9 protein-coding genes are annotated in these 13,769 nt (G+C 39.8%); 4 read left to right on the top strand and 5 right to left on the bottom strand.

The features are described from left to right. Positions 1 to 7: 7 nt before the first annotated feature. The gene (locus ACT3RM_RS07880; RefSeq protein WP_441835145.1) at positions 8 to 3,091 is read right to left on the bottom strand and encodes a condensation domain-containing protein; all 3,084 of its coding nucleotides are present in this window, start codon (positions 3,089 to 3,091) and stop codon (positions 8 to 10) included. A gap of 398 nt (positions 3,092 to 3,489) precedes the next feature. Here ACT3RM_RS07880 and ACT3RM_RS07885 point away from each other — a divergent pair, with 398 nt between their 5' ends. Further along, positions 3,490 to 4,848 carry an MATE family efflux transporter gene (locus ACT3RM_RS07885; RefSeq protein WP_441835146.1) on the top strand — a complete coding sequence of 453 codons (1,359 nt, stop codon included), beginning with the start codon at positions 3,490 to 3,492 and terminating at the stop codon, positions 4,846 to 4,848. A 70-nt stretch (positions 4,849 to 4,918) separates the two neighbouring features. Here the strand turns inward: ACT3RM_RS07885 and ACT3RM_RS07890 are convergent, their stop codons facing one another. Next, on the bottom strand, positions 4,919 to 5,776 hold the full coding sequence (locus ACT3RM_RS07890) for a helix-turn-helix domain-containing protein (protein ID WP_441835147.1): 858 nt from the start codon (positions 5,774 to 5,776) through the stop codon (positions 4,919 to 4,921). A gap of 145 nt (positions 5,777 to 5,921) precedes the next feature. On the opposite strand from ACT3RM_RS07890, the gene ACT3RM_RS07895 reads away from it, so the two are divergent. The 3 genes from ACT3RM_RS07895 to ACT3RM_RS07905 all read left to right on the top strand — a co-directional run bounded on the left by ACT3RM_RS07895 (position 5,922) and on the right by ACT3RM_RS07905 (position 10,239). Beyond that, positions 5,922 to 7,943: a TonB-dependent receptor gene (locus tag ACT3RM_RS07895; RefSeq protein ID WP_441835148.1), complete on the top strand. Its 2,022-nt coding sequence runs from the start codon at positions 5,922 to 5,924 to the stop codon at positions 7,941 to 7,943. A gap of 83 nt (positions 7,944 to 8,026) precedes the next feature. Next, positions 8,027 to 9,232 carry a succinyl-diaminopimelate desuccinylase gene (gene dapE / locus ACT3RM_RS07900; protein WP_441994767.1) on the top strand — a complete coding sequence of 402 codons (1,206 nt, stop codon included), beginning with the start codon at positions 8,027 to 8,029 and terminating at the stop codon, positions 9,230 to 9,232. A gap of 128 nt (positions 9,233 to 9,360) precedes the next feature. Next, the gene (locus ACT3RM_RS07905; RefSeq protein ID WP_441994766.1) at positions 9,361 to 10,239 is read left to right on the top strand and encodes a heme/hemin ABC transporter substrate-binding protein; all 879 of its coding nucleotides are present in this window, start codon (positions 9,361 to 9,363) and stop codon (positions 10,237 to 10,239) included. A gap of 42 nt (positions 10,240 to 10,281) precedes the next feature. Here ACT3RM_RS07905 and ACT3RM_RS07910 read toward each other — a convergent pair whose 3' ends face one another. The 3 genes from ACT3RM_RS07910 to ACT3RM_RS07920 form a co-directional block, all read right to left on the bottom strand. After that, complete coding sequence (locus ACT3RM_RS07910) at positions 10,282 to 10,734, bottom strand: hypothetical protein (RefSeq protein WP_192540204.1); 453 nt, start codon at positions 10,732 to 10,734, stop codon at positions 10,282 to 10,284. 74 nt (positions 10,735 to 10,808) lie between these two features. Continuing rightward, positions 10,809 to 12,875, bottom strand: a complete 2,067-nt coding sequence (locus ACT3RM_RS07915; RefSeq protein WP_192540205.1) for a TonB-dependent receptor — start codon at positions 12,873 to 12,875, stop codon at positions 10,809 to 10,811. A 223-nt stretch (positions 12,876 to 13,098) separates the two neighbouring features. Beyond that, positions 13,099 to 13,769, bottom strand: a 671-nt coding sequence (locus tag ACT3RM_RS07920; RefSeq protein WP_444511355.1) for a TonB-dependent receptor domain-containing protein, incomplete at its 5' end; no start/stop codon positions are given.

Here is a 13,769-nt window from a genome sequence, read left to right on the forward strand (position 1 = left end):
CAACCTATTATAAGCAGAGGCAGGTCAGTGTTTTTCTAACGTCCATTAACGTTAAATCAAACGTTCCTGCGTTCTGAGCTAGTGATTGAAACACCGTTTCTGTGACATTTTTTATCAGTGCAGCTTGCTCAGGACTATAGTTGCACTTGCGATAAGTCAGTATTACTTTAATCGCCTCATCTGTAGATTGTGAGTTTTCATAGGCTTCAAAATGTAGGCCGAACTTGGCTATATTTCGCTCTGGTTCAAGGAGCTCAAAATCAACTTTATGACCGTTTTCTAATGCAATGGCGGTATTCAAAATATTTTGTTGATGGAACTGAATATATACTTCACATAAATTGTCAGCACTTGTGGCAAGCGGTTGTGCTGCCACTGCTTGTTCAACATTTACAAATGGAACATCGCTGTAGGGTAAAGAAGCATGAATGTCGTCTTTAACTTGGCTGATCAGTTCATTTACTGTGAGTGTTTCTGAAAATTTGACCTGATTTAGTATTACATTGGTGAACAACCCAACCGTATCCTGATAACGAGGATCATCTCGTCCGTAAGTCGAGGTCCCAACCAAGAGTTTTTTACTTGAGCTTAGGTAATAGAGCGCTAAAGATATCGCTGCATAGATGACATGAAACAGCGAAGACTTGTTTATTTTTGCTATTTTATTGAACCCAGTTGATACGCTGTTAGTAAATGAAAACGTTATAGAATCGCCTGTAACTGACTGCTCATTTGCTTTACTCTGTTGATAAAACAAGGGAGAAGCTTGTTCAACTTTTCCTAGATATTGTGACCAGTATTGTAAATGTTGTGCCGTGCTGTCCGACTGGTTTTGTGCTAACGCGTATTGGTGAAATTGCGCAACGGCTGCTTTCCATGTTGGTTTTTTACCCGTAACGTATTGGCTATAGGCGTAAAATAGATCATTAAATAGTACGCCGGTAGACCATTCATCGAAGACACTGTGATAAATTAATAAACAAAGATAGTGTTGTCCCTGCTCATCGTAGACAAATCGAACTCTAAGCGGTAATTCATTGAATAGATCAAAGCTGTAGTTTGCTTCTTGAGCCAATAACTCCGAGGCGCTACTTGCTCCTTGTGTCGCAGAGGGGAAAAACCATTGAAAATTATTGATACTAGAGGCTGCAATAACCCGCTGTAAAATGGTTTCGTGCTGATCCTGAATAAGTAAAGTACGCAAGGCATGATGGCGAGTTATTACGTCAGTGAATGCTTGATGGAAAGCATCTTCGTTAACCTGCTCTGACAGTTTAAGTGTAAAAGGTATATTGAACATGGAATTACGGCCATTATCAAATGTTGCCATATAACTCTTTTGCACTAATGATAGTGGCGCAATGATTTCTTCGTCAAGATAGGGGGTAAGCTCAGTGGTCAATGAATGATCTGAATACTGGGCAAACTCAGCTAATGCGTGTGCGGAAGGTGCACTGAAAAAATCACTAATGGTGATGTCAATTTGATGCTGAGTTTTTAGTTTGCCAATAACACGTGTAGCGAGCAGTGAGTGACCACCTAACTCAAAGAAATCATCATTAATATCAATTACTTGATGGTTAAGCACATTTTTAAATTCGCCTAGAATAGCATTAACAATGAATTGCCGGTTGACATCCATAGTTTTATTTAAAAGAGAAGGCCTGTGTGGCGTCGGATCGTTGTTTGCCAGCATAGATTCACGGCTGAATAATGGGGTAATGGCGATGTTGTCGTCAATCTGAATTTTCTCTATAAAAACAACAAACTGTTCAAGCAAAAATGCGCCTATAGTGGTTGAAATAGTGTCTCCCGTCGTTAGTTCCAGTCGACCATGGCCATCACTTTCAAATTGAATCGCCAAAGTTATATCGTAGTCAGAAGCTATTGGTGGAATAGCTAACGTTGCTACCTTTATACCATCAAGCTTGAGATAGTTAGCGGCATCATCTATTTGGGTAACTAAAATGTTGGGGAGTGAGTGCCTGGGGGTTTTGGTCGCAGAGAAAATTTGTTCAATCGGTAAGTTATGAGCAATACCGTTGAGCAAATTGTTACGTAACTCTGTGATTGCAGGCACAACCAATTGTTCAGAGTTAGTGATGGTGACCGGAATAACGTTGGAACTAGACTCTATTTGGTTTAAATTGATAATTTCATTGGCGCTTATCACTGGCACTAATAAGTCAATAGCCGTTTTCTCAAAGAGTTGATTTAGGTACAAACCAAACAAGGTTAATAGTGTTTGAAATGCAGAGGCCTGCGAGGCTATGCTTAGTGCTTCGATTTTGCTGGTAGTAATGTCTGTGTAAAACCGATTCGCTTTTACTGTTAGTCGCGTAATTGGTTTAGTGGCAATGTTATACACTGTTGTATTGTTGTTCTGTGTTACGTAAAAAAGCGCAGGTAAAGTTGTGCGAGTAAATCCTTGCGGATGTTTGTCGGCCCAGTATTGTTTGGTCGTGGCGACATTATTTGCTGTTGTTGAAGCTGTTTGAATACCGAGAGGAATGTCTTCTTTTTGGTAGTAAGCATTAATTGCCGTGAAAATAGGCTTCCAAGCACTATCATCAAGTAAAATGTGGTGACCTAAAATGGCTAATACAACTTCGTTGTCAGACTTTGTCAATAACCAAAACTTAATTGCTGGTTGAGTTGCTAAATCGATAGCGATACTTTGCTTTTGTAATAAGAAATTAATGGCCTCATCATCTGTATTGATAGTAATAATATCTACTTGGAAAGTTTGTGTCGTGTTATGAGTTTTGATTAACTCACCGTCGCTATCCAATGTATAAACTACATTCAGGTTTGAATCGCCTTGATAAAGGCGTGTTAATGCATCAGATAACTGTGTTAGGTCTATATTTCCGGTGAGCTTTAACGCTGCTGCGAATGGCCCTGAAGCGGCTAATGGATCTTGTTGGTGTAGCATCCAAGCCCGTTCTTCAGCGCTAGAAAGTGATTGTTCATTTTCGCTATGATTATGTTGAAAATGTTCTTCGGTTACTGTGTTGATAATCCCTAGACTCTGTAATTCTTTTTCAAAATCATCGAGTTCTTGCGAATTTAAAATTGACTTTTTCGTCATCCTCTCAACCTTCCTTTTTATTTTTTGAACGTTATCCAACTCATACAAATGGTAAAATAATTACTGCGTGATCAATGAAGTGAACCGCTTTATTTAGCTATTTGGTGTTCTTGCAGCGCTTTAAATTTATGCACAATAAAGATGATATACGAACGCTTGTTAAATGCAAGTAATTATCATTTGTGTGTTCAGTTGTGTTTGGTGGCTTAATCAGCTAGGATAAGGCTCTGTTATCAAGTTCATGTTTGTTACTAAATAGCTAAATGAATATTCGTTTTCTGATACACGACTTGGCTTATAAGTTATTGGAGTAGCTAAAGTTTGTACGTCTTATTTTGCAAGAAAGTGATTATTGAAGCGGCTTTTTGTCATCTTTTTTATCCACAGGAGGCGGATATATGCCGCTAATTTCTACTATTTACCGGCCACTATTGGCACTTGCCTTACCACTAATATTTATTCAACTATGTCAGGCCTCTCTTGGCCTAATAGATACAATGATCGCGGGGCGATTTCATTATAATGACTTAGCTGGTGTTGGTTTGGGCAGTAATATGTGGACCCCTGTATTTATTTTATTTACCGGTATTATGTATGTGTTAGTTCCTAAAACTTCTGAACTGGTTGCAAGCCATAAAAGAGATCAAATATACCGATTATTTCTACAAGGGAAAAAAGCTGCATTTTGGTTGGCTATTGTTGGTTTTTTATTAGTGCAATTACTGGCTTTTTTGGCGCCTTGGATGATTGCAGATGCAGCAGTGGCAACTATTTGTAAAAATTATTTGCATAGTGTTGCCTTTGCTTTGCCTAGCTTGGTGTATACGTTACTTTATCGATTTATTAGTGAAGGCAATAGTACTCTGCTTCCTATAATTAAAACTGTTATTTTTTTATTAGTTATTAATACGCTATTAAATTTAGTACTGGTCTTTGGCGTTCCTGGTTTGGCGGGGCTTGGAGGTGCGGGATGTGGCGTTGCTACCGCAATTAGCGCTTATATAGCCTTCTTAATGATGAGAAATTGGGTGCAAAAATCAGTCCCTGAAGTATCTCAAAAAACGCAACGAAAGAGCCGTGATAATGATGCGAAAAAAATACTAAAAGATGGCTTTCCAATTGGCGTCGCATTGGTAGCAGAAGTACTGGCATTGACGACACTGGCATTTTTTGCATCGTCGTTGGGTGTTAAGCAAGTAGCTGCGCATCAAATTGCAATCAATATAGCTATGGTTGCTTTTATGATCCCTTTGGCGCTTAGTAGTGCGACAACGATTCGTATTTCAAGCTTTCCTAATGCAGCCGATTACCTAAGTCGTCGATTAACTGCCAAGGCTGCTATTTATATTGCTTTTTTGTATGGTGTAATTGCCGCTTTAGTGATTATGACTTTTGGTCAATTGATATTACAGGCTTTTAGTCATGATGAAAAAGTACTAATGTTGGCGAGCGGTTTATTACTCTATGTCGCTCTTTTTCAGCTGTTTGATGCAATTCAAATTGTTGCTGCTGGTATTCTACGTGGCTTACAAGAGTTTATGAGTCCGTTGTTAGTTATATTGGTGGTTTACTGGTTTGCCGTGGTGCCATTTAGCTATTTTATTGTTAATTATGGTTGGTGGGGTAATCGCGCCGGAGTTGATAATATATGGCTCTTGTTAAGCACTGGATTGGCATTAGCTGCGGTAGTTCTTGGTATCAATAGCTTTAAAAGAGTGAATAAAAAAGTAGATTTGTTCGTTGTACCAAGAGCATAGCTGTCATTGGTGTTGTAATTTTATATTTGAATATTTACTAAATAAGTGAGCTGCAGCTTCTCTTCGCTGATTAATGATGTTGTTGCTTCCATAAGGACGGTGTACACCCAACCCAGCGAGTGAATGCTGCTGAAAATTTTGCCGGATTAGCGTAGCCAACGGTTGTCGCAATATTCGTAATAGAGGTGCGCAGCGCTAACAATTCTTTTGCGCGTTCCATACGTCTAATAGTTAAGTATTTATAGGGTGTATAGCCTGTTTCTTGGCGAAACAGGCGAGTTAATGTTTTTGTATTCAACCCCGATATTGCTGACAGTTCGCTAATGCGAATATCATCACCAAGGTGAGCTTCAATATAGTCAAAAGTATGATTTAGTTTAGAAGCACTTTTGGTTGTTAAACAAGTCGTCGATTTTGTTACTAAATGGTGTAATGCAAGCGACAAGCCATGTTCAAAAAATGCAGATGTACCGCCGTGAATCTCGGCGTCACGCAATAAAGCAATCATGATTGCAGAGACTAGTTCATCATTAAATAAATGATTACTAATCTGTTGTAAATCTTCAGCCGTTACTTTTTTGCCGTGACAAGCTGGGAGTTCATGCAAATTAAAAGCAATGCCTAACATTTCCATTGCTGGCGTAAAACCTTTCGCTGTTGGGCTTGGAAGAGCTAAGCCTAATCGACCGGGACGCCAAATGTCATCCAATTTCGTTTTATCAGTTATTCTTTTGGTACGTCCTCCTCCTGTTATGCACATGCCTAGTATGGCATAGGGTTGCTCACTACCGTTGCCAACAAAGGCGTCAAATTGACAATGACATAACGCGATAGAGCCAGAGGGATTTGAGATCAGAGTCTTAACAACTTTGCTAAACATAGGGAGTTGTTGGTGCCATGCATTACGATTATTTAGTCCGTTGTTCATCTAAAAGTATCTTTGTCGTTTTTGGATTGATCCGAAGCCTTTTCGGAGTTGAAATAAATACTACAACCAATGATAATGATTTTCAATCTCATTATTATCATATAACAACAAATATAGCCCTATACTATTCCAGCTAGGAGGATAAGTGAAAAAGATACACACTATTTTGTGGTCATTACCGCTAGTAACAACAATGACGGCGACTGTTAACGCTGCTACTGAAGAAAATACTGTATCGATAGAGAGGATCACTGTACAAGGTGAAAAAACCTCGCGTTCAATACAAGAAACGGCATCAAGTGTTCTCGCACTGACAGAGCAAGAATTAAGAAATATGCCGGGGTTAAACAGTACTAATAACTTGTTAGATAAAATTCCTAACTTAGTTACCGTGGAACCAGGTAATGAGGCCCCGACAGTAAGGGGAGTTGATGGCACTGGACCTGCCTCAGGCGCTAATGCATTTTTTGCTGGTACTCGTCCTCGGTTAAATTATCAAGTTGACGGACGCACTTTAGGTTTTAACGAGTCTTTATTCCAAAATTCGAGCCTGTGGGATGTTCAGCAAGTTGAAGTTTATCGTGGTCCACAAAGTACCTTGCAAGGGCGTAACTCAGTTGCAGGTGCAGTAATAACAACGACAGCAGAGCCAACTTTTTATTGGCAAGGTAAAATACGCGCAATGGTGGGGGGACAAGATAAACGGGTAGGTTCTTTTGCATTATCAGGCCCTTTGATCGACGATGTATTAGCCTTTCGATTAGCTTATGATAATCAGTCAAGTGAGACTGCGGTAAAGTTTTCTCCGTATGCTGAAGAGAATGAGCCAAACCTTTACGAAAGTGAAGTGATCCGCGGCAAACTGTTATTCTCTCCTAACGATGATATTCGTTCAATATTAACGATTGGACGAACCGATGGTAAAGCGCCTCAGTCTGAGCGGGTGGTACGTCCTTTTTCAGAGCGAGAGGCCGAATTTCCTAATCAACCTACTTTTCGCTCTATAAACACTTATGGTATTTGGGATACGAATTGGCTAATTTCAGAACAAATGGAGTTTGATCTCAATATATCTAGAACGGATTTTTCTACTGAGCGTCATGCATTAACAGGCCAAGGAAACCTAACCCTCGATGGCAAGGAAACGGTTATTCAACCCCTTTTAAGAATGACGAGTCAAGATCAACGTTTATCGGGATTTATTGCGGCTTATATTTTCCGCACAGACCAAGATGAATACATTGATTTATTTGCTGGCGGGACGTTTCGTGATGAAACGCAAAGTGATGCCGTTTTTGCTGAGCTAACTTGGCAATTTAATGATGCCGTTGATTTAACCCTCGGTGCCCGCTATGAAGAAGAAGATCGTTACCGAGTTGGTGGCGCAGGGCCGTTACAATTGGATTTTTCTGAAAGCTATCGAGAGTTTTTACCAAAAGCAACCGTAGCATGGCAAGCAACTGACGAATGGAGCATCGGTGTTACCGCAGGCAAAGCCTATAACGGCGGTGGCGCAGGTATTACTTTTGCACCGCCTTTTGAAGCCTACAGCTATGCGGCTGAATTTGTCACAAATTATGAAATATTTACTCGAGCTAGCTTGCTAGATGACCAATTAACTTTTAATTCTAATATATTTTATAATCAGTTTGATGATATGCAATTACCTTTTTCACTGGGGCCACGGGCAACTGTTATTCGTAATGCTGATAAAGCGACAACCTATGGTTTTGAGTCAGGTATTAATTATGCATTCAATCAGCATAATAACGTTTATTTAAATGTAGGTTTATTACAAACTGAAGTTAATCGTTATACCGACTTAACGATACAGGGCAAAGATTTTGCCAGAGCGCCGGCTTTTTCTACTGACTTAGGTGTAACGAGTTCGCCAATAGATGCTCTAGTCGTAAGTGCTAACATTCGTTATACCGATGCGTATTACTCTGACGCAACCAATACGCCTCGCGGAAAAGTCGATGCGTATGCTGTTGCAAATGCACAAATTGCTTATACGTTTAATGCAATACGCTTTACGATTACCGCGGAAAATATTTTTGACAGTGATAGTGAAGTATCGATCTTGACTGGTGCTAGTAGCGACACTGATGCGGCAACACTCCTTAAGCCACGAACATTAACAGCAAGCGTGGAGTATAATTTTTGAACAATCGTACCCTGTAAGGCAATAAAAATGCGCCAACGTACTTAGCGTTGGTGCATATCAAACTAAGCGCTATCAATTATCTGGTGAACATTATCATACATGAACAATTTACTTTAACGGCTGAGTTAAAGGCCGAATACCAAAGCCGAGTAATTGAGTATGCACGTCAATTGCTGCAATTTGAATCGGTAACACCTGATGACGCGGGCTGTCAAACATGGATTGCAAAAAAGTTATCTATGCTGGGAGCTAAAATCGATACATTTGAAAGTCATGGGGTGAGTAATCTAATTGCTGTTATATCCAATGGTGATGGACCCAATTTAGGTTTTTGTGGACACACGGATGTTGTGCCCGCAGGTAATCTTGATAAATGGCAAGCACCACCTTTTGCAGGTGAAATTAAAAATGATTACCTGATCGGTCGAGGCATTGTAGACATGAAAGGAGGTATTGCCGCTGCGTTAGTTGCAGCTGAGATGCTAGTACTCGAAGGGAGCTTTGTCGGGCGACTCTGGTTTTTAATTACCAGCGATGAAGAGGGCGATGCTTTATTCGGCTCATGTGAAATTGTAAAACACTTTAAAGATGCAAAACAGGACTTGGATTATTGTATTGTTGGAGAACCGACATCAATAAAGCAATGCGGTGATATGCTAAAGATTGGACGCAGAGGAGCGTTGAGTTTTGCCATTCAAGTTAATGGTAAGAGTGCGCACGTTGCTTATCCGACTCAAGGCATTAATGCTATCCATCATGCCTGTAGCATTGTAAAAGATTTAATGAAATTTGATTGGGATAATAGAGATAGCAATCAGTTTGGTACAACAATGCAAGTCACTCATATCGACTCAGGCCTATGCAGCGATAATGTCATTCCTGATACTGTGATAATTAATTTAAATATTCGTTATACCACGGCTTATAGTGAAGATGATCTTATTCATTTAGTTACTCATATTGTAACGCGAACGACTAACGATTTCTCACTAACGACATCACATGCTTGCAATCCTTATTACTCTGCAGAGAATAGTAAAAATAAGCTTTCGCTAATAAAAGAATGCCAAACAGTAATTAATCGATGTACCGGATTATTTGCGAAAGCTTCAACGTCAGGAGGAACTTCCGATGGCCGGTTTTTCAGCGACATTTGTCCGCAAGTAATTGAGTTAGGTTTAACTAATGGGACCATCCATCAAGAAAATGAACGTGTTCATATTAGTGAGCTTAGCAACTTAACAAATATTTATTTTGCGTTATTTAAAAAGTTACTTTGCAAACAATGAGCTAGCTTGGCTTTTGTATTTCTAAATATATATCAAACCTGATAGTGCTTTAATAAATTATAATCAAAAGCTAAAAGTTAAAAATAGAAACTGTTATTATTTTTGTTTTCAAATAGGGTTTAATGAAGATGAAGCCTTTCGTGCTATTACTTATTTCATTGGTAGTTATACTTTTTAGTAGATGTGTACATGCAAGCCCGCAACCCATTAACCCACAACGAATTGTGGTTGCTGGCGGCTCAATAACCGAAGTTATTTATGCGCTTGGCGAGCAGCAACGTATTGTTGGTGTTGATAGCAGTAGTATTTTTCCTGCTGCAGCCACCACACAGCCTCAAATTGGCTATGTGCGTAAAATAAGCGTTGAGGGGATATTGTCATTAAACCCTGATCTTATCCTTGCAGAGGCAGATATAGGCCCGAAGAAGGTGGTTGAGCAATTAAAACGTACCGCTGCGAATCTGGTTATTTTGCACGAAAATGATAGCTTCTGGCGGATTGAAAATAAAATAGAACAAATAGCCAGCCTGTTGCAAGTCCAGAGCAAAGGAACGGAGTTAGCGCAAGCGCTAAAAGCAGATCGTGATGCCTTAACGCATATTTTAAAACAAGCAACGACTAAACCTAAAGTGTTGGTTATTCGCAGTGATCAACTCATGGTTGCAGGTTCTGGTACTACGGCAAATGAGCTCGTAGCTATTGCTGGTGGTAAGAATGTGATGGCGTCAAGCGTGGCTAACTGGCAGGCAATATCGAGTGAAGCGGCGCTTGTACTAAACCCTGATGTAATTATTACCATGAGTATTGGTGGGCATGAGCAACCATCAAGTTCTGAGTTGTTAAACGCGTTTAAGTTCTCCAATGCAGTTAAAAATAAACGCGTGCATAATTTTGATGTTGCCTATTTGCTTAGTATGGGCCCTAGAACGCCGCAAGCTCTTGTTGAATTAGCACATACTTTTTATCCTCAAGCGCAATTACCTGATGGATATCAATATAGATTTTAAAAATCAGCTGCTAATAGTGCTAAATAGTCTTAATTCAATAGGTTAAGTCGCTAATGCGTGAACAAGCGTCTCTATTTGCATAAAGTTTGTTTGCTCAAATGTTTTATTGTGGTTTGATGTTGTCATTAGCCAAGTATGGGCATCATCAAGTGATTTAACGACAGCACCGGGTATACCAAAGGCTTTTTGTACACTCATTCTTTGCATTCGTTCAAATTGCTGTTCTGGAACCACAATAAGCATTGCTTGAACATATTGCTGCATTTGCTCTGCCGCTCCCTCTTTTAACCATTTTTGCGTAGCGGGCCCTGCTCCTTTTGGATGCTGTAAAGACTCTTCATCGCTGTAAACACGAACAACGACAAAAGGCTCCGTTTTTTTAAACCACTCATCCCATCCGTGCAATGAGTTTAAATGCATCTCGAGGGTGCATCCGCCGCGTGCAACGGTGACGGCTAATGGCCAAAGGCTATGATCGTGCTTTAGAATTGCCATATTGCATGAATCCTAGTTATTGTTTTTATGAAGGGTTACGGCAAGCGAGCCTGCCGTGTAAATTATTAGTTAGATCAAAATGTATACTGTAAACCTGCGCTAATGGTTCGAGGTTGAGTTAAAACTGCTTTATCAAAATGGCTGTCTGGTTCATTGCTGTCAGCAGGTGCTGTACCTGGGTATAGCGCAACAGGCGCATCTTCATCAAAAATATTACGTACTGTAAGGTACAATTTAGCTTGCTCTGATATTGAGTAACTTAAGCTGGTATTGAAGGTGGCAAATGCGCCTGTTTTACTGCCTTCATCGTTTGAAATATTGGTATACCAACCATCAGTGTACTGACCGCTCATATTAACAACCCAGTTATTTGACTGCCATGTCCCGCCTAACTTCATTGAAGCAGAAGGAACCATAAACAATGAGTTACCTTCTAAGCCTGAGCCTGGATAATCAGTGATTTCGGAGTCTAATAGTGCAAAGCTACCGTACAAATTAAATTGCTCATCAATACGCCAATCTGCGCTAAATTCAAAACCAACAGTGGTAACTTCGTCTGCGTTTCTTACCACATAAGCTTCATCACGCGTATTTTCGGTTGTTAAATCAAAGGGTAATTGCATGTCTGTATATTGCGAGTAAAACAGGTTTTGCGATGTGCTGATGTTATTATCAGCCCATTGTTGTCGACCATATAATTCCAATGAGTTTACGTATTCTTCGTCGTACTCATAGTTTACAATCGGTGCGCCAAAAGAAATACCACCACCCCCTGCGTTATAGCCACGAGATAATTGCAAGCCAATGGTATGCTCTTCATTAACTTGATAACTAAGGCCTAGCTTTGGTAACAGAGCGCTGTAATCATTATCTGATTCAATTTTAGCTATTGCCCTATCTGGATCGCCACCTTCACGTTTGCGGTTTTCTTTTTCGTAGCGTAAACCCGCGGTTAGTTCAAATTTTTCATTAAATGGAAATGCGCCCTCTGAGTAGATTGCAAAATTATTAGAATCATCAGTAAAGCTCTGTTTGACAATAAACTGAATCCAATCATCTTGCTTAGCGCTATAGTAGCGGCTACCAATAACCCATTGTGCGCCGTTATCACCTTGATAACGTAAACGAGGTTCAATCACATATTCTTTCGTATCAACATTAGCTTTAGAGCCGTCTGGTGTGGATTTACGCTCAAAATTAAAATCTGTTGCTGATGCCGTCACTTCTAGCGCTAGTTGTTCATTTATTGCTGCGTTATATTCAACCCCCACGCTTTTCGTATGCGTTACATGTACAGGCTGTTGTGGAAAATTAGAGCGTCTTTCATCAAACGGGTAATCAATAATTTCACCATTTGGGCCGGTGTATTTATTGTCAGTAAGGGTAACAACGATGCGGGTATCATATTGGTCGTTACCCTCGTAAAGTAATTTCCCTCTAATTGCGCGGCCTTCCATCTCGGCTGGATTATCAACATCTGGGTAAGGTTCATAATCAACAGGGGAGCGACGTTCAAATTGGTCGGCAGCAATACGTACAGAAAACTGCTCTGTAAGCGGTTGATTATAAGTGGCAGATAGGCGTTTTTGGTCTAAATTCCCACCTTCGGCGCGAATTGTAAACTGTTGTTCGAATGTTGGATCTTGCGTTTCAACGCGGATTGTACCTGCGATAGCATTGCGCCCAGCGAGCGTACTTTGTGGCCCTCTAAGTACCTCAATCTGATTGAGATCCCAAATGCCTAAGTCGCCAAATACTATTTCGTTATAAGTAGCTGAGCGGCCGTCAATTTGCCAGTTTAGCCGTGCCCTGCTGCCGGCAAAAAATGCATTGGCATTTTCAGCGGCGCCAGTACCGTCAATCCCTCTTACTGTTGGCGCTTTGCCTGTGCCTGTAACCATAGTAATATTAGGGATCTCACTTAAAACATCTCTTACGGTTCTAAGTTCAGGGCGGTTTTCAAGTGTTTTGGCATCAAAAACAACAACACTATTGCCACTTTGTAGCAAGCTTCTTGATAACAATTCACCGGTAACTTCTATGACAGTCATTTGATTTTCGGTATTAGTTTCATCAGTATTTGCTAATACAGTTGTTGATACTAATGCTGCAACAGGGAGTAAGATTTCCTTAATTTTCACTTGTAGTTCATTTATTTAATAATAACCATTATCAATTGTACTTTTGTTACTTGTTTTGCGCAACGACTATATAGTTACATTTTATTTTGCTGGTTGTTGGTAATAAGTTGGCTAGCTTGAACTTGAAAAGGAATGTTAAATACGCACTTGAACAAGTGCGTATTAATGGTGTAACTTTATCAATTATATAATTTTTAAAGTGTTAGTTTTACTAAACTACACCTTAAAAATTGTACATTACCCGCAGGCTATAATTTCGTGGTTCCCCATATCGCTTGGTGTAACCTGACACTTTAGAGTAATACTCTTCATCAGTCGCATTTTCAATATTTGCTTGTACTGTTAATGCATCTGTTACGTTATACGTAGCGGTTAGGTTAACTAACGTGTAAGCATCAAGAGGTACAAAATAAAACGCATTGTTACTGTCTCTTAGGTAACCTTGGTGCTCGCCCGTTCTATTCACTGATACCGCTAAATTAAGGTCATTACTTAGTTGGTAATTTGCATTTATTTTAAACATTTCATCAGCAACAATTCCACCTTCAGCATCACTCACATTAAAGTTGGTGTAAGAGGCCATAATAGATAAATCCTCCGTTATGTAGCCAGATACTTCTAACTCATATCCTTCAGAGGTCATCCCTTTAACTGCTTTATAGACAAGGCTTTGGTCTGTCCATGTGGGTACATTATTCATATCTATCTGAAAAACATTGAAATCGATAGATAATGCATTGTTGATAAATGAAGACCTTAATCCAATCTCTTTATTTTCTCCAAAAGCAGGGCCTAAAAGCTCTGCGTTAATATCACGCTGCCCGCCAAAATTAAAAACATCGGTGAAAGAAGCATAAACAGAATACTGATCATTAAAGTCATAAACTACACCTC

It is taken from the genome of Pseudoalteromonas sp. AOP7-A1-14 (assembly GCF_052376275.1).
Lineage (GTDB): Bacteria > Pseudomonadota > Gammaproteobacteria > Enterobacterales > Alteromonadaceae > Pseudoalteromonas.